The following is a 23587-nucleotide window of genomic DNA, read 5'->3' on the forward strand; positions in this document are numbered from 1 at the left end:
ACCGGCCCGGTCCGCTCCGTGCGGAGGTGGTGTTGGCTGACCTGTGGGACAAGCAGGTCGGGCTGTTGATGCGGGACTGCCCCTACGATTCGGTTATGGCCACCCGCGTCCTGGGCCAGGGCTACGCCTAGCTGCTGACCGCGATGAACCACCGCGGTCAGCAGCTCGGTCTGGCCCCGAGCAAGGTGGTCGACATCGGCGTGCACACGATCATCCTCGACACGATGGCCTACGCCGAGCTGTGCGGGAAGTACGACGGTCAGTTCCTCCACCACGTGCCGTTGATCGAGATGAAGAACGACGACTCGGTGATGAAGACCGCGCACCGCATCGCGGCCGACGGCTGGGAGGTCGACCTGCCGCTGTGGGCGGACGCCGCCGAGTGCGGCCCGTGCCACCACGGCAACAACTCCCACTGACCCCCGCACACCGCTCTCTCCCCGGGCCCTGGCCGCCCGCGGCCAGGGCCTTCGGCGCGCCCGGGTGAGATTGGCCGGAACCGGCCCGCTGCCCAGTCGTGGCCGCGAGTATGGGCCAGGTGACCGCCACCGCAGACCTCTGGTATCACTACGGCCGCACCCGCCACGCCGCCGACCGGGCCGTCCCCGACGCCTTCTTCTGGAACTGGGGCCAGGACAGCGGGCCCGGCACCGAGGTCCTGGGCGGCTTGGACGACCGGGTCGTCGGCGATCTGGGCGCCGGAGCTGCCCGGCATGCAGCCCACCTGACCGCCCGGCGCCGTCCGGCTCGCGTCGATGCCATCGACGCCTCCCCCCGCCCAGCACGCCATGGCAACCGATCTGTACAGCCACCTCGCCCCCGTCTGCACATCGTGTGCGCGGATGTGGTGCATCACCTCCGCGCCACGGTCGGCACCTATGACGTGCTCTACAGCGTCTTCGGAGCGGTCGACTTCACCGACCCGCGAGAGCTGTTGCCAGCCGCAGCCGCCGCGCTGCGCCCCGGCGGGCGACTGGTCTTCTCCACTCTCGCCCACTACCTGACCGGCGCCCCCGCCCAGCCTGCCGACATCCACGCTGCGCCGGCAACTCCCTGGGCGATCACTGTTGACGATCAGTGCATGACGTTCTGTCAGTGGCGTGTGCTCCACTGATGAGTTCGAGCGGGGGACTCGGGACTCGTCAAGGGGAGGGCATGTGGTTGACGTCCGTGCGTACACACGCGGAGATGGAACTCAGGTAAGCGCGCACACTCGGTCGGTGCCAGGCGCGGGGCGGCAGCTGTCACTCCTGGCGCTGGCCGCCGTGGCGGTGCTGGCGATAGCCAACGGAGAGGGCGGGGGAAGCCCGCTCTCCCGTGGGCAGCACGGCCAGCCCCGGATTCCGGCGGTCGAGCGTCACGAGGTGAAGACGCCGGTGCTGCGGATCACGCTGCCGGACGGGAAGCCGGTGCGGCCGGAGGATGCCCGATGAGCGGGCGTCGGCCGGCTCGGCGGGCGCCGGTGCGCCGTCGCCGCAGGCGCCGGAGTCAGCGGGAGGAAGAGAAGCTGGTCGTGGGCCTGGTGGTCGCCGTGCTCGGCGTGGGCTTGGTCGTAGCCGTGGTGCAGTGGCTCCTCGTGCACTGGTGGCTGCTGGTCCTGGTCGCCGTGGCGGCCGCGGGCGGCGGGGCGCTGTGGTGGCAGCACAGGGTGCAGCGGCAGCGTTGGGAGACGGTGCGGGCCCAGGGGCTGCGCTACCAGCTCGCACAGCTGGACGCGTTGGACCACGCGGCGTTCGAGTTCGCGGTCCGTGACCTGATGTTCCGGGACGGCTGCCGGGACGCGGTACGCACCGGCGGCCGCGGGGACAGAGGCGCGGACGTGATCGCGACAGATCCGGTGGGGCGGCGGTGGGTGATCCAGTGCAAGCACCGACGCGACGGCCTGGCCGGCTCCGCGATCGGGACACCTGACCTGCAGCGACTCAACGGCACGGCCCGGCCTGTGCACAAGGCCGACGTGGTCGTGATGCTGACCAACGGCCGCTTCACCCGGGACGCGCGCCCCTTCAGCAACGACACACAGATGCACCTGGTCGACCGGGATGTTCTCGCACGCTGGGCCGCGGGTTCCTGGCCGCTGTGGGACCTCCTGCGGAAGATCCCGCCTCCCCGCAGGCCGCAACGCTGACCGCTCGACCGGGCCCGGCACCGTTCGGTGCCGGGCCCCGCGCATGCGCGCGTCGCTCAACTGACCTGCACAGCTGGGCAGTTCGCGACGGCTTGTCAGTGGTGGCCGCTACGGTAATACATGCCCTTTTCGGGTTCCCTCGTCCCGATCACCAAAGGAAGATCACTAATGGCATATGTGCGTGGCCATTACCGCAATGGTCGATACGTCCGCCCCCACAATCGGCGCACCAAAGGTGCGGCTCCCTCGGCCCCCCGCAGGGCCCGCCAGCCAGGGCCGGCGCCCACTCAGTTCCCGTCCGAGCCCACGACGCATGTGCGGGGCCACTACCGCAACGGGCGCTACGTCCAGCCCCACCAGCGGCGCATAACTGCTCCGGCTGCCGCCGCGGCAGCAACAGCGGGAGGGGGCGGACTCCTCCTGTTCTTCCTCCTCCTGGCCGTTCTCGGCGGAAAGTAGGAGACACTCGGTACAGGTCGAGCCCTGGAGGTGGCCACCTCCAGGGCTCGACTGTTCATCTATCGATCCCTTTCTGGACAACACCGGAGTGATGGCGCCCCGCCGGCCCGAAACACCCTCTTCGCCTCCAACAAAGGTGTTCAAAAACTCCCGGCGTCCAACAAGTTCGTACGGCCCTCTTCCGTACAGTGGGCGGCATGACGACACCTGCTGAGTGGGCATCAGCCGACGATGACCTCCTGGCGGCCCTCCCCGCGTCCGCCGCCGGCGCCCGGATCGGTTACGCCCGGGTCTCCACCAAGGGCCAGCTGCTCGACCGTCAGATCGCGGCACTGGAGGCTGCCGGATGCGCGCGCATCTTCGCTGACAAGAAGTCGGGGAAGAACGCGGAGCGCGAGGAACTGTGGAACGCGCTCGACTACCTGCGCCCCGGAGACACCCTCGTCGTCCCGGCCCTGGACAGGCTCGGTCGCTCAATCCAGGACCTGATCGGCATCGTCAGCGGCCTTCGGAAACGAGAGATCGGTTTCCAGAGCCTGCACGAAGCCCTCGACACCACCACCCCAGGCGGGCGCTTGGTCTTCCACGTCTTCGCCGCGCTCGCGGAGTTCATCCGCGAACTGATCGTGCAGGGCACCTATGAGGGCATCGAGGCGGCACGCGCTCGCGGCCAGCGCATCGGCCGCCCGCCGGCCATGACGCCCGACCAGATTCGGCACGCGCGAGATCTGCTCACCCGCCCGGACAACACTGTTACCTCGATCGCGAAGCTGCTCGGGGTCTCCCGGACGACGCTGTACAAGTACGTGCCCGAACTCGCTGCCGGGCGAGACTCCCTTATCACGGGGGGCGGGCCAGCGCTTCCAGCTCCTCGTGCCTGACCTGCCCCGTCAATAGACGTGGCTCCTCATCTGAGGAGCCACGTCGTCGTCAGTCGAACTTGCTGATGAGCAGAGACAGGCAGCTCGGGCAGAAGTCGTCGCGGGTCGGAGTGTCGCAGCCCCCGTTGTCACAGACCGGCATGCTGGGGAAGACCCCCGCGCAGTTGAAGCAGAAGTCGACCGGCGACTCTTCTCCGACCAACCTCACGTCGCGTACAAAAGTCCGCAGATCGCATTCGGGACAGTTGAGGACGGGGACCTCCCCGCCCTCCGTACCAGCCTCGTACTCACGCACGCCCCAGGGGTCCGCGTACACGTCCGCAGCAGCCTCGGAGTCCCAGCTGCTGTGGCAGAACAGACAACTCGTGATTGTCGACCAAGAATCGACGACTGCTGCCTCCTGGTCGCACTCGCGACACTTCACCACACAGTCGGCTTCCTGCAGCTTGGGCTGCAGACGCTTCATTCGCGTATTGACGAAGGATTCGACATCACGAAGAACGTTGCGGAGATCGACCAGCTGTTCCTGGACGTGCTCCGCGTCCTGTCGGGTGAGGTTGCCCGGCAGGTGGTGATGGATGAAGTCGAGGAGGAAGGAAAGCACTCGCTCGGTGAGCGGCTGCACCTGTTCGACGGGAGCCGTCATCTCGAAGTGCTGGAGGCGGTTGCGATGCCTTGCCAGACGCCCGATGGCGTCCTGGTCGCTGCGCTTGATCGAGATCCCAAGTTTCTCGTTGAGGAGCGGGATCGACTGCGTGACGCTGATGCTGCGGAACTCCCCTCGTCGGAAGTCTGCTTCTGTGCAGATGTTGCCGTCTTCGTCCCGCAAAACGACCAGCTGCCAGTCGTGCTGAGCCAATGGGGCTTTCAACAGGACCTCGGTGGCCGCGTGAAGGCTCAGGATCGCGTACTTCATCCCCCGGGCCTTATCGATGGCCCGGAGAGCTTCCCCCACCGTTACCAAATAGTCCATACCATTGCGTATGGCTGGAAAATGCACCTCGTGCTTGTTGCCCACTTGCCCCCCATAGTTCAGTTGATGCAGTGGGGAGATTATCCGAAGAATCGGATATGCGGGTGCCCTCGCACTGGATTGCCAGTCCCGGCTGTACGTCGACGACCCTGTCTCTCGCTCCGACAGTCACGGTGATCGGCATAACTGTGACAGCACGCGGTCCGTCCGGAGGGTCCGAGCCGGGGTGTCAAGACTGAAGATGCCGGTCTTCCGACCATGTACGTAGGGGCAGAGGGACGGTCGCGCTTTCACGGTCGGTTGCGCGCCTTGCTCGTGGGCGTGTACCGGCCAGCCCTTGCCCTCTCCCTTCCTGGCGGAGCCGGGGCTTGCAGGGCTAGGCCCTTGGTGTGAGCAGGGTGGATCTGACGGGCCGGGGGCTCAGGAACATCAGAGTCAGATCGTGCGCTAAGCCCTCGTCTCCTCCCTGCCCGAAGGCGTGACTCCCGGGCTTCGGAGGGGACTTCCGGGGCTAACTGCGCGCTGGTCCATGGTCCGTGACACCCATTCACCGCGTGCTGCCGCACGCACGACTGAAGGTTGATCATGTTTACAACAAGAAGGGTTCAGCGGACGCAGGAGACGCAGTCGCAGGCTTCTGCGGAGGAACAAGGTGAGCTGCCCGCCTGCCGTTCACACGGCGAGAAGATCCGGGCGTGGGCCCAGCTAGGTTTCGCCGCGCTGTGCGCGGGAGGGGGCACAGCCGTCGGGCTCTGGGGCGACACCTCGGTAGGCGTCGCCCTCATCACGGCCGGTGGCACTTCCCTGGCCGTCAGGATTGAGCTGCGGCGGTAGACGCGGTTCTCCGTCCCGCTGGGCACAGCCCAGCGGGACGCATGGTCAAGCGCCAGCAGGGAGGCCAGCGGGCGGGTTGCTGGGTGGGAATCTGGCGCGGCTGACAGCGTCCTCGGCTCACTGTTCGTCCCGAACGTTGCGCAGAAGACGCTGGGCGAACTGCTCACCCCGCGAGCTGCCAGGGGTGGCCTGGGGGCGCGAGCGGCCCTGCGAAGCGCGGGCCCTGGCGCGTACCTGCTCGGCGGTACGGCGTTCCTCGTTCGCGGCCTGTTCCTCCTGGTGGAGGCGCTCAAGCTCGGGCCGCTCGCGCGGTTCCACGGTCAGTCCCCAGTGGGCGAACTGGGCGGCGCGCTCGGCCTCGGCCTGCTGGCGGCGTTGTTCGGCTTCGACACGGCGGCGCTCGGCCTCGGCCCGCAAGAGCTTCCGCGCGGCGGCGCTGCGCGGGTCGGGCTCGCTCGGCGCGGCGGCGTGCCACTGCCGGCGGGCGAGCGCGGGGCGCTCTGCGGGCGTCGCCTCGTCCCATGTGGTGACGTGCTCGGCCTGCGGCACCTGGGGGATGGGGCGGTAGCCGTAGGTGCTGCGACGGGAGTTGATGAGTTTCCACAAGCGAGCGGCTGCGGTGCGGCCGACGTGCCGGGCACTGGCCATCGAGCCGGAAAGCACCTCGGACACTTCGCCAGCGGTCGTGCGGCGGAGGGCAATGACGATGGTCCGGTGCAGGTCGGCCCACTGCTCGCGGGACGAACGACACAGTTCACCGCTGGCGTCCTCGATGGACAGTTCGGGCAACACAACGCGGTTGCGTCCGAGTTCACGGCGTCAGCGGGCCCAAGCGTCTTTGAGAAGCGTGCTGGCGACGGTCCGAGGATCGTCACCGACCGGAACTTCGAGTTGGCGAGGGCGCCCGACGGCGGGTCGGCCACGATGCGCCGCTGGGTGCTCCAAGAACACGTGTGGACCAGACTGCTCGACCAAGCCGGACTCACCCACATCACCACGGAGACCGTTCCCGGCAACGACGCGCCGCGTGCTGCCGATACCCTCCTTGTGATCGCCCACCGATCCTCCTGACCCTGCCCGGTCGAGGTGCGGCACATCGTCGGGTAGTCAGGTAGGGGTCCTCTCCTTACCCATGGCCGGCACTCCCGCCGTGGCAATCGTCGGTGCCGGTACGGCTTCGGCTCGGCATGGGAAGGTCGAAGCCTTTGCCCCGACCTGAAGCGGGAAAAGCTCCATGCGTCAGGCGTTCCTGCGCCGCTGTTCGTCGACGAACTTGAGCACTTCGTAGGCCAGGGTCAACCGCCTGCCCAATTGGGAGTCCGGTATCTGGTCACGCAGGTCGCGGGCGAAAGTATTGTAGGGGTTGATCTCAAGGGCACGGTTCAAATCCCTGGCGGCTTCCTCATAGCGCCAGGTCGCCAGATACGCGGCGCCTCGCTCGGCGAGAGCAAAGGCATTGTCCGGATCGGCTTCGAGCACACGTTGGAGATCGCTGAGCGCCTGACTGTAACGGCCCGTGACGCGATTCACGGCGCCGAGTTCCGCCAGCGCCCACGTATTGTTGCGATCGACCTGGAGCGCACCGTTCAAATCTCTGAGCGCCTGTTCGTAGTTTCCGGTGAGCCGGTTCAGGGATCCCCGCTGAGCCAGAGCCCAGGCGTCGTGGGGGTTCACATCGATCATACGGTTCAGAGACCGCAATGCCTGCTCGTGACGTCGTGCAGACATGTGCTGCTCAATTTCCGCTCTCTCGGCGGCCTGCTGGTACGGGTTGGTCGCGTACCCGGCTCCGGGGAAGACCTGAACGGCGGGCTGCAACTCCCGCCGCTCCGGGAGGTCGGGGAGATCGGGGAGGACGGGAAGATAGTATCCGGCGGCGCCCGTGATGCGATAGCGGTTCCGGGCGAGCCACAGACCTTCCGAAGCATGCGGGTCGTTGTCGTAATCAGCCCGCCCGACAGCCTGACCCCTGATCCTCTCGCGTAGCGCCTCGCAAAGCGTCTGGTCCACGAATATCTCACTGCCGGCCGAGGAGATTCCTTCCCGCAGTACTTCTGTGAGGGCAGTGGTCAGCCGCATGTCGCGAGCTTCCTGATCGGCTGCCGCAGCAGTGAGCACGACCAATCGTGCCCGGCCCGAACGAACCCCACCGGCGAGGCGGCTGACGTTCGGTGCGGCACCCCCCGCGTGGCAGGTGTCGATGAGGGCTATCACTCCGTCCACGCCGACCTCATCCGCCGCATCAGCCAGCAGTGATCCAACGTGGACAGCGGACAGCGTGCTCTGGGTCGTCGAGGAACCGACCATGTAGTAGAGATCGGTCTGTTGAGGTGTGGTGAATCCGTGCCCGAGCAGGGCCACTACCATCGCAGCGCCGTCCGCCGTGGCCCTCCGCGTGACCTCGTGCACCGCCCTGCGTACGTCCTCCGGCTCCAGCTCCTCCCCCACCAGCAGGGAGGGATGGTGCCCGTAGCGGGCTCGACACCCCCCGACCTCCGGCTCCGTCAGGACAGCGTGCAGGTCCCTTGCGGCCTCCTCCAGCCGGGACAGCCTCCCCATCGACCGGCACTGCGCCCCGATGACCAGGACATGCCGCACCCCGCTGCCCGTCACCGCTTCAGCACCTCGGCGATGGGCCCGGCCACGGCCGGTTGCCGCAGATACTTCGTGGCCGTGTGCACCCATATGCCGTCGGAGTCCACCCGGTCCGTGGTCGGCACGACGCCGGAAGTGTTCGGCAGCATCCACTGCTGCAACCGGGGGCGGGCCACGACGATGTCGTCGCGGTCCCAGAAGTTCAGCCAACGGGCGACCAGTTCCGGAGTTCGCGCGGGAACCGGGCGTATGCGCTGCCTCACGGCCGCCCCCGTCGCCAGCGGCGAGCCCAGCGTCACCAGCAGCTCCACAGACCCCGTGTACTCGTGCAGCGCTTCGAACGACACCACGGTTCCCAGCGAATGCGCCACGACCACCAGCGGCCGCCCAGGGTCCGTCTGCCGCAACAGCCGTTCCCGAATTCTCGCATCCAGTGTCCGACCGCGGCTGTCGCGCTCAGCACGATTCAGATAGCGGCTGACCTGCGCCAGATGTCCCAGTAGGGACCAGCCGTTCGCCCATTGGGCAGCCCGGCGCAGTCCCGGAGCCTGCAGAATCGTCGTCAGTACATTGGCCAGAACCCTTACCGGCCCCAACAGTCCCTGTGACTGGCCACCCGTCCGCTGCAACTGGTCCCGTGCATCGTCGGCGACTCTCAGAGTCTGACGGTCCCCTTCGCGCTCCGCCTCTCGGGCGATCTCATCGACCGCATCCCGGACCAACGCTTCCAGGAATTCCACCTGCTCGCCAGGGATGTCATTTTCCGCACCCCCTTGCGCCTCACGGTCCGAGAACAGATCGCTGTAGTCTACAAACCGAGCTTCACTCAGCCATCCCTGCGTCAAACCGGAAACAGCATCCGCATGTCCGGCCTTACGCGCACCATCCCCCAGAGCCTCCAGCCAGGTGCGGCACTCCCGCTCCTCGTCCCGTAAGCCGCCGATACCATGAACAAAAAGCAGTTGGGTTCTTCCTGAGCTGCTCACCAGGCGCCCTTCGCCGCTTCCCTCTACCCGAAACCACGAATCCCGGCGCTCGCCGGAAGGCAACTGCTGCACCCCCGTGCCGCGTTAGGACACCCCCCACGGTACTGCCGTACCCGCCGGTAGGCAGGGGCTTTGCAGTGAACCCCGCCCTTCCCCTGCATGGGTGGGTCAGGCCGCGCATTGTCAGGTCAAGAAAATGCGTACGGCCGCGAGGGTCCGGGGCGCTCCGGTGTTCCGCCGGGGTCAGTGACGGGTGCGGGCGAGGAAGGCCGACCAGGCGTCGGGCGGGACGGCGAGCTGGGGGCCGGTGGGGTTCTTGGAGTCCCTGACATGGACGGTGTGCGGGCAGGCGGCCACCTCGACGCAGTTGCCGCCGTCGGTGTTGCTGTAGCTGGACTTGCGCCAGGAGACGGCGACCTCGACGCACTCTCCGCCCTCGCTATTGCTGTAGCTGGACTTGAACCATGCCAGTTCAGTGCTCATAGCTCCTCCGCCAACTTGCTGATGAACCGTGCCGACTCCTCCGGGCTGAGAGCCTGCCGCAGGATCATTTCATGGCGCTGCCGGAGGATGCTGACCTTGCCCGGATCCGAGTAGAGCACCCCGGTGGTCTGCCCCTCCTCGTAGCCAAGGTACTCATGTTCGGACGTTTCCAATAGGACGAACGGACCGAGCAGACCAGGGTGGTAGCCCGCCGCCTCCAACATCACCTGGATCGTCACATTCCGTCGCTTCGCGCCCTCCAGCACATGGAGAAGCTGCCTCTGGCGCGCTTGGTTACCCACCACAGGGTTGCGCAGTGCCGCCTCGGCAATGACGAAGCTGAATGCCTTGGTCTGCTTGTCGAGCAATGCCTGTCGCTCCAGTCGCCCGCCTACTCGCTCCTCGATGGTCTCGTCATCCAACGGCGGGCAATGTTCTGTAAGCAGTGATCGAGCAACGTCCTCTGTCTGCAGCAGCCCGGGGATGAACTCCGCCTGATACGAGCTGACGGCCACCGCCTCGCTCTCCGCGTGCATGAAGTCATGCGAGTACGACGGGAACGGCTCGGGTCGGAGGAACTCCACCGCAGCGGCCAACTTCCCCTGTGCCCCGGACATCTCGTCGGCGATCCGCAGCACGTGGGCCTGGGCCTTGCGTACGCCGCGTTCCATGCCCTTGATGGCGTCGTAGCCGTAGCCGGCCTCGTCCGCGAGGGCCTGCCGGGAGATGCCGGCTGCCTCGCGCCAGCGTTTCATCTGGTCCCCGGCGTAGCGCCACGCCATGGGGCGGTCGTCGCCGTTGCCGTTCCTGTTGCCGCCGTTGCCCGCCAACCGGCTCACCTCCTGAGCCAGTACGCCCGATGGCCGAGGAACACCTCGGGCACACTCACCGTCCGTACCTGTTCCGTTACTTCGCACCGTAGCCCGTGCCCAGCAGGCTTTGCCCCATGGAAAGCGAGATTCCCCCGGCGGGGGCCTTCGCGGTCGATGTGCGGACGGGTCGGGTCGGCCAAGTGATGGGCCGCGAGGGGCCGTACGTGCAGTTGCGGCCGCCCGGCGGCGGTTGCGAGTGGGACGTGCCGCCGGACGCGGTGCGCCCGGCGCGGGTCAGTGAGGAGCTGCGCGCCCGGGTGACCGATCTCAACTGGCAGAGCAGGCTGCCGTGAGCGGCGGTCACCGGCCCCGGTCCGTCATCCGGTACGAGAACTGGGTGTTCGTGCCCGATCAAGAGCCGGACGCCGAGCCGATCATGTACGCGATGCAGTGTGCAGTCTGCGACGAGCAGTCCGCCGCGAGCATCGACTACACCGAGGGGCACGCGTGGGCGCTGCGCCACTCCGGGCGTAACCCTTCCCATCACACGTACCGGGAACTGGTCACCCGGCCCTGGCGGTGCTGGATGCGCGGCTGGTGAGTCGGGCGGCCGAACCGGCCCAACGGACAGCTCAGGGCCGGGACTTACGCTCCGCAACCGTCCGTCGCCAACTACCCACAGTCCGTGTACGCTGCCGCCTGTCAGCTTGCCCCATGTGCCACACATGAGGCGGCCCCCGACGGTGTTAGCGCACCGGCCGAGGGCCTTCACCGCCAAGGTCTGAGAGGGACCCTGGGATGCACAGGCATGTTAGCGCGCCCGCGCGCTTCTTCTCCCAGTTGCCGAACGACATCATCCGCCACCCCCGCCTGTCCGCGCATGCGGTACGGCTCCTGGCCTGGCAGCTCTCGCTCCCCGAAGGCGCCGACGAACCGCTGTGGCGGACGGCCGAGCGCGCCGGGATCGGGAAGGTCGCCTTCCAGCACGCCAAGCGTCAACTACGCGCGGAGCGGTACCTGTTCGAGTGGCGTCGGCAGAGCGCGGACGGCCGCTGGCAGACCGTGCAGCTCCTCACCAACGTGCCGCTCTCCCCGGACGAGGCGCGGGAGCACGCCGCGAGTGCGAGGGGCGTTCCTGCCGTCGCCCGACCAGCCTCCCGGCCCGCCGTCCGACCGGCGGGCACCGCACCGGCCGCCGGTGGGCCGACCCGTCGGTCCGCCGCCCCTCAACCCCTTGAAACACCCGTGGAGAACACCTCCCACCCACCGGCACCCACCTCATCCCACGCCGAGCACCGGATCGGCGCCGCGTCCCACCACCACGCGGCCGAAGCGCTGCTGCTGTCCCTCGCCCGCTCGGGGCCGCACCTCGCGCTGCCGCCGCGCAAGGCGCGGCACTGGGCACCCCTCGCGGCGCGCTGGCTGGAGCGCGGGATCGGCGCGGACGACATCCGTACCGCGCTGACAGCGGGACTGGAACACGCCCGCTCCCCGCTCGGCGCGCTCCGCTGGCGGCTGGAGCACGCGCTCCCCGAACCGGCCCCGGCCGTCGCGGCAGTTCCTCCGGACCCGGGTTCGACGCCGCTCCCCCGCGTGTCCGGTATGCGGGAGTGCGCGGGCCCGCACACCCAGCCGCTGCTGTTCACCCCGGTCGGCGACGAGGAGCGGTGCCCCGCCTGCCGAACCGACGCAGCAACGGTGACGGCAGCGGCGGCAGGTCCGTCCGGACCCGGCCTGACGGCGTTCCGCGCCGCCCGCAGGGCCCTCGCCGTACCGCCGACGAGCACCTGAAGGCGACCGGCCGCCTGACCGGACCTCACGCCTCGGGCCGTACGCACGTGTAGCCGCGTTCCTGGAGGACGGGCAGGTAGCGGTCGACGGCGGCGACGGTCTGCTGCCGGGGGCCGCCGCCGTCGTGCTGGAGGACGATGACGCCGGGGGCCGCGTCCCGGGTGACGGCGCGGACGATGTGCGCCACGCCCGGCCGGGCCCAGTCCTGGGTGTCCACGGACCAGCCCATCGGCTCCATGCCCAGATCGGAGCAGACGCGCAGTGAGGGAGGGTGCCAGTCCCCGTAGGGGGCGCGGCACCAGCGGGGCGGGGCGCCCAGGACACGGTCGATCAGGTCGCTGGTGCGGCCCAGTTCGTCGCGGACGTGTCCGGTGTCCAGGCGGGTGAGCTGCTTGTGGGTCCAGGAGTGGTTGCCCACCACGTGGCCGTCGGCGGTGATGGCGTGCAGCAGGTCGGGGAAGGCGGCGGCGTTCTCGCCGACGACGAAGAAGGTGGCCTGCACCCCGTGCCGACGCAGCACCTCCAGCAGCGCCGGGGTGTGGACGGGGTGCGGGCCGTCGTCGAACGTCAGCGCGATGACGCGCCGTCCCTGCCCGGCGGGCAGGAACATCTCGGCGTGGGTGCGGACGGGGGCGTGGGCCTTCGGTTCGCCCATCGAGGTCTCACCGGCGAGGGGACGCAGCCGGTAGCTGTCGTGCGCAGCGGGACTCGGGTGCGCGCCCGCACCGCCTGGCGCGGGAGGAGCCGGACCGCCGGGATCGGGAGCGGAACCCTTCGGGGATCCGGCTCCCGACTTCGCGTGCCCGCCTCCGGTGTCCTCGTGGGTGAGCACACCCGCACCGACACCCGCGAGCGCCGCGGTCCCGACACCGACGCCGACGCAGAGCAGAGTCCTGCGCGAAACAATATGACTATCGGATCGCATGATATTTGGTTAGCAGCGTCGGATGCCGCCGCGCGGGAGCCGCGCGCGGCCGCCCCCGGAGTCCACGCGAACAGCGCACCGCTCCCGCGATACGGTCTCTGTCTTCCGCCCAGCGGAGCACGGCCGGACCGGCGAAGTCAGGCCGCCGCCGGCCACTCCTCGTCGTCGTCCTGCGGCTCGTCCCGCACCCGCAGCGCGGCGATCCACAGCGGCAGCAGCCGGTGCACCGCGTAGGCGACCAGCCCGGTGGCGGCGAGCGGACCCGCGAGGTCGGCCATCGACGTGCCCGCGACCCACAGGACGTAGAAGCCCAGCAAGGCGGCCGTGAACAGCCAGGAGTTGATCCGGTACGCCCACAGATGCGCTGTCCCCCGCTCGGCCACCTGCCGCTCGTCCAGGAACCGGACGCGCAGCTCCAACAGCCCGCGGGTCATCGAGTTCAGCAGACCGGTGAGCGGAACCCAGACCAGCAGTGCCACCAGCAGCGCCACCACCGGCCACAGAGCCGCCGACGCGAAGCAGCCCACCATCCCCGTCAACCCCAGGGCCGTCGTGGCCAGATGCCCCGCCACGATGCGGTGCCGCGCCCCGCGGGAGGCATGGAAGCGCTTGGTGCGCGCGTCGTTCATCGTCCGCAGCAGCCACCTGTCGTAGCGCGTGCCGTGTGTACCGGTGGTCATCCGGTGCTCCTCCCCGTGTGTGCGGTCGCGTCGGCGCAGTCCCGGCCGCTGCCCGTGCCGTACACCTCGTCCGTGAGTGGACGGAACGGCTCCAGGGAGAACAGGGCCTCCACCGGCAGCCGGAAGTACGCCGCGATGCGCAGCGCCAGATCGAGACTGGGGTTGTACTGGCCCCGCTCGATGTAGCCGATCGTCTGGTAGTGCGCGCCCACTGCTTCGGCCAGCGCCTGCCGGGACACCTTCCGTTCCGCCCGCACGACCGCCAGCCTGTTGTGCACGTGCTCGCTCATGTATAAGAAGTACTACATCTGACAGCAGGAGCACAACATCACGGAGACGCGGACGACGGCTTCGCGGCCCCGTGATGCTCAGCCCGCACGCACCTCACCCGCCCGCCGCGCCGCCCGGGTACTCTCGCCCGATGTCCTTCCTCGGCCGAATACGCGGCGCCGCATCCCGGCGCACGTTGCTGCTCGCCGGCGCGGGCGTGCTCACGCTCGCGCTGCTCGCCGTGCTCGTCCCCGCGCTGGTATCGGGTGAGGACGGTTCGCAAGAGTGCCGGCAGGCGCCGGTCTCCGCACGTGCGCAGGCCCGCGATCCGGAACGCGCCGCGAAGGAACTGGACCCGGGTGAGGACGTCAACCGCACCGGATCGCTCAAGCGGCTGCTGCGCACCAACGGTTCCCCGCTGTGCGAGGGTGCCGACGGCACACAGCTCGCCGGACGCGCGCTCGTCGCGGCGACCACCGGCCGCACCACCGCCGACCAGCACGAGCCCGCCCGCCCGCACACCGAGCAGGCGGCCCGCGTCGCCCATGCCGCCGTACTGCTGCTGAGCAGGGGGAACGCGCGCTACCAGCCGGACTTCCCGCTCGGACTGAACCCCTACCTGGCCCGGATGTTCGCCTCGTACATCCAGGACACCAGCAGGTCACTGGTACGCGGGGCACCACTGGACTGGAAGGCGCCCACCGCCACCGACAAGGAGGCCGAATACGCCGACGGCAGCGGCAACTGGGCCACGCCCTTCCCCTCGGGGCACGACGTCCACGTCGTCTTCCCGGAGTTCGAGAGGGCGCAGAAGGTCGTGCGTCGGGCGGCTGCCTCACCGCGCGCGTTCGCCACGCTGTACGACGCCGAACGCGCCCGCTTCGCCTGGTACCTGGAGCGGCTGACCGACACAGCGCGGGAACCCGGCGGCAAACCGGAGTCGGGAGCACTGTCCGCGGAGATGGAGTTGGAGCAGAGCGCCACCTTCGTCGCCGAGCTGATGGGATCCCGTACGGTCGCCGTCCGGGACGGACTCGCGCCCTCCCTCGCCCAGTTCGACCGTGCGGTGCTGCGGCACACCCGCGGCCTCTACCACCCCGCCGACCACCGGGTACGCAGCCGAACCTCGGCCGCCGCCCTGGCGCAGCGCAACCCCGACGCCTCCGCGGGCAAGCGCAAGCAGGCCGCCGAGCGGCTGATGGACGGCAGGGTCCAGCTCTTCGCGGTGTTCGACGCATGGGCGCGCGAGCGCGGCATACCGGAGGGGCTGGCGGAGCGGATCAGGATCCGGATGGACACCCGGTACGCCAGTTCCCTGAACCTCTTGTAGGCCCGGGGCAGGCCGGGAGCTGGGCTCAGTCCGCGGACGGAAGCCGCAACCCGGTGCAACCGCGCGCGGCGCTCTCCTTCTCGGCAAACGAGACGAGCATGGCGCGCATCGTGTCCCGGTCCAACTGCCGGCGGCTCAGCGCCTGCTCGTCCGGCTTGTCGGAGCCCTCGCCCTCCCGGCTGACGCGGAGTGTGAAGCCCGCGGGCCGCCCGTCACACCGCGCGGTGGCCCACGCGGTGACATCGTTCAGCCACGGCCGCATCCGCTTCTTGTCCGTACGCACGCCGCTGAAGCCCGCCGCGGCGGACATCACCCGCTTCGCCTCCGGCCCGTACAGGCCGTAGAGCATGGCCACCGGCGGGTACGGCTCGCCGTCCTCGTCCTTGCCGGAGTGCCGCACCTTGCAGCTCGTCAGCGGAGCCGGCCCCTCGGGGATGCGGAGATCCACGGTCCACCCCGCGCCGCTGAAGGGGCCGCGGGCGAGCGCGGCGCACGTCGTGCCCGCCGCGCGCGCGGACGGCACGCCTTCGGGCTCGGACTTCTCGATGTCCTGCGCCGGAACGGTCAGCGGGTCGCTGTCGCAGCCGAGCTTCTCGGCAGCCTTGTTGGCGACGGCTGCTCCCGCACGGATCAACTGATGGGGCTCGGAACGGTGTCCGGCCAGGACGTCCACGAAGAGCCGCCGGGGCAGCCCGGCGGCGTCCTTGCCCCGCCCGGGGCACGCGGGCATGAGCGCCACTCCGCCGAACCGGGCCTCGAACCCCGGCAGTCCGCCGGGCAGCGCGGACGCAGGATGCGCCCCGTTGGTCTGGAAGTCCCGTACCAGCTTGCGGTCGACGTCGTCGCGGCGGCTGTAGACACGGACTTCCAGGACCCGACCGCCCTCGTCGTTCGCCACCTCGCAGGTGTAGCGGCCCAGGTCGGTGTCGGTCTCGGCGTCGGACTCGGTCAGATGCGCCTCCGGATCACCCGTGGTGCCGCGCAGCGTGTCCATGGTGCCGTCCGGCAGTGCGCCGTCGCAGGCGTCCGAGGTGATCATCCGGTCCTGTACGAACGGCTTGGCTATCCACCCCCCACCGCCGAGGAGCAGCACGCCCACGCCGCACCACGCCGCGATCCTGTTGCGGCGGCGCCGCCGGTCGTCGGCCTCCCGGGCCAGGCGCCACCGTTCACGCCGCTCGTCCTCGGTCTCGGCCCGGGACTCGCGTTCGGATTCGGACTCGGTCTCGCGCTCGGGCCGGGGCTCGGGGCCCGTCTCGGATTCGGCCTCGCCCTGGGACTCCGGCGCGCGTTCGGGCTCCGGTGTCGCCTCGGACCGCTCCGGTATCGCCCCCGGCACGCGCTCGCCCCGCTGCTGCTCCTCCTCCGACATCCCGGCACCGTATCCCACCCCGCCACCGCCGCCCGAACACACGTGTGCCCCGGGCTCCGAGGGGAGCACGGGGCACAGGGCCTGGCGCCGGGAGGGGAGTTCAGCCGGGGCTCACTCCCACTCGATGGTCCCCGGGGGCTTGCTGGTGACGTCCAGCGTGACCCGGTTGACCTCGGAGACCTCGTTGGTGATCCGCGTCGAGATACGACCCAGCACGTCGTAGGGCAGCCGGGACCAGTCGGCGGTCATCGCGTCCTCCGAGGAGACCGGGCGCAGCACCACCGGGTGGCCGTAGGTGCGCGCGTCGCCCTGCACGCCGACGCTGCGGACATCCGCGAGCAGCACCACCGGGCACTGCCAGATGTCGCGGTCCAGCCCCGCGGCGGTCAGCTCCTCGCGGGCGATGGCGTCCGCCTCGCGCAGCAGGTCGAGCCGCTCGCGGGTGACCTCGCCGACGATCCGGATGCCCAGCCCCGGGCCGGGGAACGGCTGGCGCTGGACGATCTCGTCCGGCAGCCCCAGCTCCTGCCCGACCATCCGCACCTCGTCCTTGAACAGCTTGCGCAGCGGCTCCACCAGTTCGAACTCGAGGTCCTCGGGGAGGCCGCCCACGTTGTGGTGCGACTTGATGTTGGCCGCGCCGGTGCCGCCGCCGGACTCCACCACGTCCGGGTAGAGGGTGCCCTGCACCAGGAACGCCACCGGCTCGTCGCTCGGCGCCTCGGCGACGATCTCCGCCTGCGCCTGCTCGAAGACCCGGATGAACTCCCGGCCGATGATCTTGCGCTTCTGCTCCGGGTCGGAGACGCCGGCCAGCGCGTCGATGAAGCGGTCGGCCGCGTCCACGACCTTGAGCTGGACCCCGGTCGCCGCCACGAAGTCCTTCTCGACCTGCTCCGTCTCGCCCTTGCGCATCAGGCCGTGGTCGACGTACACGCAGGTGAGCTGGTCGCCGACGGCACGCTGCACGAGGGCCGCGGCCACCGCCGAGTCGACCCCGCCGGACAGTCCGCAGATGGCGCGCTTGCCGCCGACCTGCTCCTGGATCGCGGCGACCTGCTCGTCGACGATGCTCTCCGTCGTCCAGGACGGGGACAGGCCCGCACCCCGGTAGAGGAAGTGCTCCAGCTCCTGCTGCCCGAACGTGGAGTGCATCACCTCCGGGTGGTGCTGGAGGCCGTACAGCTTCCGCTCGTCGTCCTCGAACGCCGCCACCGGCACCAGGTCCGTGGACGCCGTGACGGTGAAGCCCTCCGGCGCCGCCGAGCAGGCGTCGCCGTGCGACATCCACACCTGCTGCTCTTCCGGGGTGCCCTCGAACAGCGTGGAGGACGCCTTGGCGACGGAGAGCTGGGTGCGGCCGTACTCGCGGCTGCCGGTGTTGTCGACCGTGCCGCCCAGCGTCGTCGCCATCAGCTGGAAGCCGTAGCAGATCCCCAGGACCGGGACGCCCGCCTCGAAGATCTCGCGGTCGATGGCGGGCGCGCCCTCCGCGTACACGGACGACGGGCCGCCGGACAGGATGATCGCCTTCGGGTTCTTGGCGAGCATCTCGGCGGCCGGCATGGTCGACGGCACGATCTCGCTGTAGACCCGCGCCTCGCGCACCCGGCGCGCGATGAGCTGGGCGTACTGCGCGCCGAAGTCGACGACGAGGACGGTGTCCGGAGTGCTCTCGGACGGGTTGGAAGCCACGAAGCTGATGCCTTTCGGCGTGAAGCGGGGGTTCGGTTTTCGATGATAGCGGTGCCCCCGGGTGCCCGGCCCCGCCGCCGGGTGTCCCGGAACCGGTGGCATACTGGCCGTATGCAGAACGCGCAGTGGTTTACCTATGGCACCGGCCCGGCCGGCTGCCATGGCCGTTCTGTGTGAGAGAAGCGACACACGAACTTCCCCAGGCGCCCCGGGCCGGTCAGGCCCGGGGCGCCGGTGTGTGTGCCCGCTTCCCCCGGGCCGCCGTCCGCGGGCTCCGCGACCCGAGGAGCGAACCGCGCATGAGCGCCACCACCACCAGCACCACCCCCAGCAGCAGCACCCGCACCAGCACCAGCACGCAGGCCGATCCGGCACCGGAAGCGGTCATCGACGCCGAGCGGGACCGCATCGACGCACTCGACGCCCGCATCGTCGCGCTCGTCCGCGACCGCATGGAGGTCTCCGAGAACATCCAGCGGGTGCGGATCGACTCGGGCGGGCGCCGGGTGCACCTGGCCCGCGAGATGCAGATCCTCGACCACTACAGCACCGAGCTCGGGGGGCCGGGCCGGGAGCTGGCCCGGACCCTGCTGCGGCTGTGCCGGGGGCACTGACAACGCAGCGCGCGTCCCGCGCCACGGCACGCGCCCGGTGCGCACACGCGTCCCGTCCCGGTCCGTGTCCCGTCTCAGTGCGCGTCCGGCCCTCACCCGTACGGCGCGTGACCGCCCCGGGGGGCCTTCGTTGGACCCGGTGTCCCTGATCTCCGCCGGGCGCCCGGCGGCGAGCGGGGCGGCGTCACCGGAGCGATGAGACGCCCGTCCTCCCCGCGAGGGGAGACGCCGGGTGTCGTGGGACCTCGCTCCGGTGCTGTGACCGGACGGCAGGGGACAGCAGCCCGGTCACGACAGCGGCCGGTCCCGGGGACGCTCTGGACCGGCCGCTCCGCGGCTTCCTGCCGGGCCCCGCGGGCCGGCCGCCGGAGCGCCGATCCGTACCGGGCGGCCCCGCCCGTCGGTGCCCGCGGGACCCGTCGCAGGCCGTCGGGCCGTCGTACCGGGCAACACCGGGTCCGCACCGGGTCCGCGCGGGGTCCGCTCCGGGCCCCCGGCGCCCCGCACCGGGGCTTCGCGAGAACCCTGGAATCCCGCACTGTCACAACGGTTGCGCGGGGTGCGGCGAATCCAGCACGATGCAGACGTCCGGTGAGCAGAACGACCTGACCACACGGCCGATTGGTGAGCCGTGGCGGGATTCCGCCATTGGTTCGACCAATAAGGCGGCGCCCTCCCCCCGCGCCGCCCTCAGCACAGGCGCTGCCCTGACGCCGGTGCTGACCGAGGGCCCCGCGGCTGCCGCCACCCACCCGGCCGGCGCCCGGGGCCCTCCGCCGTTCCACCGGAACCGCGCCGCCGTTCCGCCCGATGCCGCGGACGGAACGGCGGCACGACGGCAACTGCGGGCGCCGCCTCAGTCCTGTTCCGTACCGGTGGCGGAGCCGTCCCGCGCAGGCACCGGAGGCACCGGGAGTACCGGCAGCCGCAGCGCCCCGAACGCCGTCTCCGGTACCACGGGCCGGGCCGGGGCCACGGGCGCCAGCCGCCGGTATCCGGCGTCCTGCCCCGGGCGCGGATCCTCCTCGCCGCTGTTCGGCCAGAACGACATGGCGCGCTCGGCCTGCGCGGTGATGGTCAGGGACGGATTGACCCCGAGGTTGGCGGAGACGGCGGAGCCGTCCACGACCGAGATGCCCGGATGCCCGTACAGCCGGTGGTAGGGATCGATGACGCCGTGCTCGGCGCTGTCGCCGATGGGGCAGCCGCCCAGGAAGTGCGCGGTCAGCGGGGTGCCCATCAGCTCCCCGACGTTGGTCCCGGCGAAGCCGTTGATCTCCTCGGCGAGCGCGGTCGACGCCTCGGCGCCCTCCGGGATGTGCACGGGGTTGGGAGCCCCGTGCCCCTGCCGCGCGGTGAGCATGCCTTTGCCCAGGCCCTTGTCCTTGCGGTAGGTGGTCAGCGAGTTGTCCAGGGACTGCATGACGAGCCCGATGATGATCCGCTCGGACCACTTGCGCGCGGAGAGCGAGCGCAGGAAGAGCACCGGGTGCCGCAGGCAGGTCAGGACGTGGGCGAGCACGCCCGGCAGCACCGTGTTCTGCCGCATCTGGACGGTGGTCAGGACGCTCATGGCGTTGGAGCCCTTGCCGTAGCGCACCGGCTCGATGTGGGTGTGGGCGTCCGGGTGCACGGAGGAGGTGATGGCGACGCCCTTGGTGAAGTCGGGCGCGGCGTCCCGGCCCCACTTCTTGCGGTACCGGCGGGGCACCGTCTGCGCACCCACCAGGGCCTCGGAGTTGGTGCGCGTCAGCTCGCCCAGCCGGGGCGAGAGCCGGGGCAGGGTTGCGGCGTCCTTCACCTGGTGCAGCAGCTTCTGGGTGCCGTACGTACCGGCTGCCAGCACCACCCGCCGGGCGCGGAGGATGCGCGGCTTGCCGCCGCGCCGCTTGTCGGTGCGGACGGTCAGTACCTCGTAGCCGTCCGCGTCGGTGCCCGGAGTGCGCTCGCGGAGGCCGACGACGGTCGTCAGCGGGCGGATCTCGGCTCCGGCCCGTTCGGCGAGGTGGAGGTAGTTCTCGTTGAGGGTGTTCTTGGCGCCGCGGCGGCAGCCGGTCATGCACTCCCCGCACTCCACGCAGGCGTTGCGGTCCGGGCCGGCGCCGCCGAAGTAGGGGTCGGGGACGGTCCCGCCCGCGGTGGTGCGGGCCGTGCCGTCGGCGTCCTGGCCGTCGCCGAAGAAGACGCCGACGGGCGCGAGGTGGAAGGTGTCGCCGTAGCCGAGGCGGTCCGCGGCGGCCTTCAGATGGACGTCGGAGGGGGTGGTGGTCGGATTGAGGCGGACGCCGAGCATCCGCTTGGCCTGGTCGTAATAGGGCGCCAGCTCGTCCTGCCAGTCGGTGATGTGGCCCCACTGGCGGTCCTCGAAGAACTGCGCGGGCGGCACGTAGAGGGTGTTGGCGTAGTTCAGCGAGCCGCCGCCCACCCCGGCACCTGCCAGGATCATGACATTGGCGAGCAGGTGGATGCGCTGGATGCCGTAGAGGCCGAGCGAGGGCGCCCACAGGAAGTTCTTCAGATCCCAGGAGTTCTTCGGCAGCTCGTCGCGGGTGAAGCGCCGACCGGCCTCCAGGACGCCGACCCGGTAGCCCTTCTCGGTCAGCCGCAGCGCGGAGACCGCGCCGCCGAAGCCGGAGCCGACGACCAGGACGTCGTAGTCGAACGGGTCTGCGCCCGCCCGCTGCTGGGCACGTGGGGGCAGGGACACGGGTACCTCCGGTTCTGCGGTGGCGGTGCGGACGGAGCGGACGGACGGCATCGAGGGACCGGGGGCCAGGGGAGCCGGGGGCCGGGGGCCGGGCGGGCGGGGACGGCGGCCGAGGCGGAGCCGTCCGGCCGGACGGCAGGCGGCCGAGGCGGCGCCCCCACCCCGCACGGGCCGGTGGTGCGGGGACCGCCGGCCGCGTGGCCTCAGCGGAAGCGGAGCGTCTTGAGTGCCTTGAGGGAGCGGGACATGAACGCGGCGTACGCCTCGTCGCTCATGCCGAGGGACGGCGCCATGGGCAGCACCCGCTGGTGCGCCACCGTCTGCGACTCGGTGTACTTCAGGATGCCCTCCGAGCCGTGCCGGCGGCCGAGCCCGGAGTCGCCCATCCCACCCATGGGGGCCTGGGCGCTGCCGTAGGCGGAGGCGTAGCCCTCGTTGACGTTGACGGTGCCGGTGCGCAGCCGGGCGGCGACCTCCCGCCCCCGGCGGCCGTTGCCCGACCACACGCTGGAGTTGAGGCCGTAGGGCGTGGCGTTGGCGAGGCCGACCGCCTCGTCGGTGTCGGAGAAGCGGTAGACGGAGACGACGGGGCCGAAGGTCTCCTCGCCACAGACCGCCATCTGCGGCTCGACGCCGTCCAGCACGGTGGGCTCGTAGAACAGCGGGCCGATGTCCGGGCGCGCCCGGCCCCCCGCCAGTACCGCGGCGCCCTTCTCGACGGCGTCCGCCACGTGCTGCTGCACGTTCCGCAGCTGCTGCTCGGAGACGAGCGAGCCCATGTCGGCGCCGTAGGCGAGGGACGCGCCCAGCCGCATGGCACGAACGCGGGCCACGAAGCGCTCCAGGAAGGCGTCGGCCACCGACTCGTGGACGTACAGGCGCTCGATGGAGATGCAGAGCTGCCCGGCCGAGGAGAAGGCGCCGCGCACCGCGCCCTCGGCGGCCTTGTCCAGGTCGGCGTCCTCCAGGACCAGCATCGCGTTCTTGCCGCCCAGCTCCAGCGAGCAGCCCACCAGGCGCGCTGCGGCACGCCGGGCCACCTCGCGCCCGGTGCGGGTGGAGCCGGTGAAGGAGACGTAGTCGCCGCGGTCGACGACCTCGGGCCCGACGACCGGGCCCTCGCCCAGGACGATCTGCCAGACGTCGGCGGGCAGCCCGGCCTCGACCAGCAGGTCGCGCGCCCACAGCGCGGTCAGCGCGGTCTGGGTGTCCGGCTTGGTCACCACGGCGTTGCCCGCCGCGAAGGCCGGGAGCACGTCGCCGACGGAGAGTTCGAAGGGGTAGTTCCACGGGGCGATCTGGCCGACCACTCCGCGGGGGTGGCGCAGCTCGGTGACCTTGGTCAGCGCGGGGATCGCGCCGGTGTGCCGCTTGGGCCGCAGGTAGGTGGGGGCCTTGCGCCCGTAGTGCCGGGCCGCGACGGCGACGGCCTGGACCTCCTCGTGGGCGTGCAGCCGCGCCTTGCCGGTCTCCAGTTGGACGAGGTCCAGCACCTCCGACTGGCGGGCCAGTACGAGGTCGTGGAAGCGCAGCAGCACCGCGGCGCGCTGCCGCACCGGGGTGGCCGCCCAGGCGCGCTGCGCCGCACGGGCCGTCTCGAAGGCGGCCGCGACGTCCTCGGGGGTGGACTCGGGCAGCTCGGCCAGCACCTCACCGGTGAAGGGGGAGCGGCTGCGGGTCCTGCCGCTGCCCACCACGCCGCGGGCCAGCGCAGCGACGAGGCCGGGGGTGACGACATCGGCGGCCGTCCGGGCCCGGGCGGGTGCCGGGGCCACCGGGTTGCCGGAGGAGTGCTCGGTGCGGGGCGCGGTGCGGGTGCTGTCCTGCGAGTCCGTCATGCGAGTGAGCGTACGACCACGGGCGCGGCCACGTATACCCAGCGGTAACCCCTTTTCACGGAATCTGCCAGCGATCGCTGGCAGAACCGGCGGGAGCGGCCTGGTTCCGGGCCAGGGCGGGCTCGGCCCGGGGCCGGCGCGGCTCGGCTCGGCTCGAGGGCGAAACCGGCTCCGATCACGGCCGGGGCGGCACGGCTCCGACCCCGAGCGGCCC

General features: G+C 70.6%; 24 protein-coding genes. 11 read left to right on the plus strand and 13 right to left on the minus strand.

The window, feature by feature from the left end; genetic code table 11:
- Positions 1–143: 143 nt before the first annotated feature.
- The 5 genes from ACFYNS_RS19840 (at position 144) to ACFYNS_RS19860 (ending at position 3468) form a co-directional block, all read left to right on the plus strand.
- Positions 144–419 (plus strand): hypothetical protein, encoded by a 276-nt coding sequence (locus ACFYNS_RS19840; RefSeq protein WP_388604190.1) that lies wholly within the window; start codon positions 144–146, stop codon positions 417–419.
- A gap of 119 nt (positions 420–538) precedes the next feature.
- The gene (locus ACFYNS_RS19845; RefSeq protein ID WP_388604192.1) at positions 539–1114 is read left to right on the plus strand and encodes a class I SAM-dependent methyltransferase; all 576 of its coding nucleotides are present in this window, start codon (positions 539–541) and stop codon (positions 1112–1114) included.
- A 106-nt stretch (positions 1115–1220) separates the two neighbouring features.
- The gene (locus tag ACFYNS_RS19850) at positions 1221–1433 is read left to right on the plus strand and encodes a hypothetical protein (RefSeq protein WP_388604194.1); all 213 of its coding nucleotides are present in this window, start codon (positions 1221–1223) and stop codon (positions 1431–1433) included.
- The gene (locus tag ACFYNS_RS19855; RefSeq protein WP_388604196.1) at positions 1430–2128 is read left to right on the plus strand and encodes a restriction endonuclease; all 699 of its coding nucleotides are present in this window, start codon (positions 1430–1432) and stop codon (positions 2126–2128) included. Before ACFYNS_RS19850 ends, ACFYNS_RS19855 begins: the two co-directional genes overlap by 4 nt.
- Positions 2129–2784: 656 nt before the next feature.
- Positions 2785–3468, plus strand: coding sequence for a recombinase family protein (locus ACFYNS_RS19860; RefSeq protein WP_388604198.1), 684 nt, complete (start codon positions 2785–2787; stop codon positions 3466–3468).
- A 49-nt stretch (positions 3469–3517) separates the two neighbouring features.
- On the opposite strand, the gene ACFYNS_RS19865 is transcribed toward ACFYNS_RS19860, so the two are convergent.
- The gene (locus tag ACFYNS_RS19865; protein ID WP_388604200.1) at positions 3518–4486 is read right to left on the minus strand and encodes a hypothetical protein; all 969 of its coding nucleotides are present in this window, start codon (positions 4484–4486) and stop codon (positions 3518–3520) included.
- Between the two features lie 906 nt (positions 4487–5392).
- Positions 5393–5923 carry a hypothetical protein gene (locus tag ACFYNS_RS19870; protein ID WP_388604202.1) on the minus strand — a complete coding sequence of 177 codons (531 nt, stop codon included), beginning with the start codon at positions 5921–5923 and terminating at the stop codon, positions 5393–5395.
- 66 nt (positions 5924–5989) lie between these two features.
- Between ACFYNS_RS19870 and ACFYNS_RS19875 the strand changes: the two genes are divergently transcribed.
- The gene (locus tag ACFYNS_RS19875; protein WP_388604203.1) at positions 5990–6346 is read left to right on the plus strand and encodes a hypothetical protein; all 357 of its coding nucleotides are present in this window, start codon (positions 5990–5992) and stop codon (positions 6344–6346) included.
- 168 nt (positions 6347–6514) lie between these two features.
- Here ACFYNS_RS19875 and ACFYNS_RS19880 read toward each other — a convergent pair whose 3' ends face one another.
- The 4 genes from ACFYNS_RS19880 to ACFYNS_RS19895 form a co-directional block, all read right to left on the minus strand.
- Complete coding sequence (locus ACFYNS_RS19880) at positions 6515–7723, minus strand: tetratricopeptide repeat protein (RefSeq protein ID WP_388604205.1); 1209 nt, start codon at positions 7721–7723, stop codon at positions 6515–6517.
- Between the two features lie 161 nt (positions 7724–7884).
- Positions 7885–8856, minus strand: a complete 972-nt coding sequence (locus ACFYNS_RS19885; RefSeq protein WP_388604207.1) for a hypothetical protein — start codon at positions 8854–8856, stop codon at positions 7885–7887.
- A gap of 243 nt (positions 8857–9099) precedes the next feature.
- A complete protein-coding gene (locus tag ACFYNS_RS19890; protein ID WP_388604209.1) occupies positions 9100–9339 on the minus strand; it encodes a DUF397 domain-containing protein in 240 nt (79 codons plus the stop codon).
- A complete protein-coding gene (locus ACFYNS_RS19895; protein WP_388604297.1) occupies positions 9336–10121 on the minus strand; it encodes a helix-turn-helix domain-containing protein in 786 nt (261 codons plus the stop codon). The genes ACFYNS_RS19890 and ACFYNS_RS19895 overlap by 4 nt, the downstream gene beginning before the upstream one ends.
- 164 nt (positions 10122–10285) lie before the next feature.
- On the opposite strand from ACFYNS_RS19895, the gene ACFYNS_RS19900 reads away from it, so the two are divergent.
- The 3 genes from ACFYNS_RS19900 (at position 10286) to ACFYNS_RS19910 (ending at position 11942) form a co-directional block, all read left to right on the plus strand.
- Positions 10286–10504, plus strand: a complete 219-nt coding sequence (locus ACFYNS_RS19900; RefSeq protein ID WP_027760798.1) for a hypothetical protein — start codon at positions 10286–10288, stop codon at positions 10502–10504.
- Positions 10501–10752 carry a hypothetical protein gene (locus ACFYNS_RS19905; RefSeq protein WP_019354868.1) on the plus strand — a complete coding sequence of 84 codons (252 nt, stop codon included), beginning with the start codon at positions 10501–10503 and terminating at the stop codon, positions 10750–10752. The genes ACFYNS_RS19900 and ACFYNS_RS19905 overlap by 4 nt, the downstream gene beginning before the upstream one ends.
- A 197-nt stretch (positions 10753–10949) precedes the next feature.
- Positions 10950–11942, plus strand: a complete 993-nt coding sequence (locus ACFYNS_RS19910; RefSeq protein WP_388604211.1) for a hypothetical protein — start codon at positions 10950–10952, stop codon at positions 11940–11942.
- Positions 11943–11967: 25 nt separating this feature from the next.
- Here the strand turns inward: ACFYNS_RS19910 and ACFYNS_RS19915 are convergent, their stop codons facing one another.
- The 3 genes from ACFYNS_RS19915 to ACFYNS_RS19925 form a co-directional block, all read right to left on the minus strand.
- A complete protein-coding gene (locus tag ACFYNS_RS19915; RefSeq protein ID WP_388604213.1) occupies positions 11968–12867 on the minus strand; it encodes a polysaccharide deacetylase family protein in 900 nt (299 codons plus the stop codon).
- 137 nt (positions 12868–13004) lie between these two features.
- Positions 13005–13547 (minus strand): hypothetical protein, encoded by a 543-nt coding sequence (locus tag ACFYNS_RS19920; protein ID WP_388604215.1) that lies wholly within the window; start codon positions 13545–13547, stop codon positions 13005–13007.
- On the minus strand, positions 13544–13837 hold the full coding sequence (locus ACFYNS_RS19925) for a helix-turn-helix transcriptional regulator (RefSeq protein ID WP_388604217.1): 294 nt from the start codon (positions 13835–13837) through the stop codon (positions 13544–13546). Before ACFYNS_RS19925 ends, ACFYNS_RS19920 begins: the two co-directional genes overlap by 4 nt.
- Before the next feature lie 131 nt (positions 13838–13968).
- Here ACFYNS_RS19925 and ACFYNS_RS19930 point away from each other — a divergent pair, with 131 nt between their 5' ends.
- Positions 13969–15147 carry a hypothetical protein gene (locus ACFYNS_RS19930; protein ID WP_388604219.1) on the plus strand — a complete coding sequence of 393 codons (1179 nt, stop codon included), beginning with the start codon at positions 13969–13971 and terminating at the stop codon, positions 15145–15147.
- 25 nt (positions 15148–15172) lie between these two features.
- Here ACFYNS_RS19930 and ACFYNS_RS19935 read toward each other — a convergent pair whose 3' ends face one another.
- Together ACFYNS_RS19935 and guaA are read right to left on the minus strand one after the other, a co-directional pair.
- Positions 15173–16519 carry a hypothetical protein gene (locus ACFYNS_RS19935; protein WP_388604220.1) on the minus strand — a complete coding sequence of 449 codons (1347 nt, stop codon included), beginning with the start codon at positions 16517–16519 and terminating at the stop codon, positions 15173–15175.
- A gap of 111 nt (positions 16520–16630) precedes the next feature.
- Complete coding sequence (gene guaA / locus ACFYNS_RS19940; protein ID WP_388604221.1) at positions 16631–18214, minus strand: glutamine-hydrolyzing GMP synthase; 1584 nt, start codon at positions 18212–18214, stop codon at positions 16631–16633.
- Positions 18215–18513: 299 nt separating this feature from the next.
- On the opposite strand from guaA, the gene ACFYNS_RS19945 reads away from it, so the two are divergent.
- Complete coding sequence (locus tag ACFYNS_RS19945) at positions 18514–18828, plus strand: chorismate mutase (protein ID WP_388604223.1); 315 nt, start codon at positions 18514–18516, stop codon at positions 18826–18828.
- An 856-nt stretch (positions 18829–19684) separates the two neighbouring features.
- Here ACFYNS_RS19945 and ACFYNS_RS19950 read toward each other — a convergent pair.
- Together ACFYNS_RS19950 and ACFYNS_RS19955 are read right to left on the minus strand one after the other, a co-directional pair.
- Complete coding sequence (locus ACFYNS_RS19950; protein WP_388604225.1) at positions 19685–21586, minus strand: GMC oxidoreductase; 1902 nt, start codon at positions 21584–21586, stop codon at positions 19685–19687.
- A 152-nt stretch (positions 21587–21738) separates the two neighbouring features.
- Positions 21739–23373: a succinic semialdehyde dehydrogenase gene (locus tag ACFYNS_RS19955; RefSeq protein WP_388604226.1), complete on the minus strand. Its 1635-nt coding sequence runs from the start codon at positions 23371–23373 to the stop codon at positions 21739–21741.
- Between the last annotated feature and the right edge of the window lie 214 nt (positions 23374–23587).

This window comes from Streptomyces sp. NPDC006925 (assembly GCF_042869575.1).
Classification (GTDB): domain Bacteria; phylum Actinomycetota; class Actinomycetes; order Streptomycetales; family Streptomycetaceae; genus Streptomyces.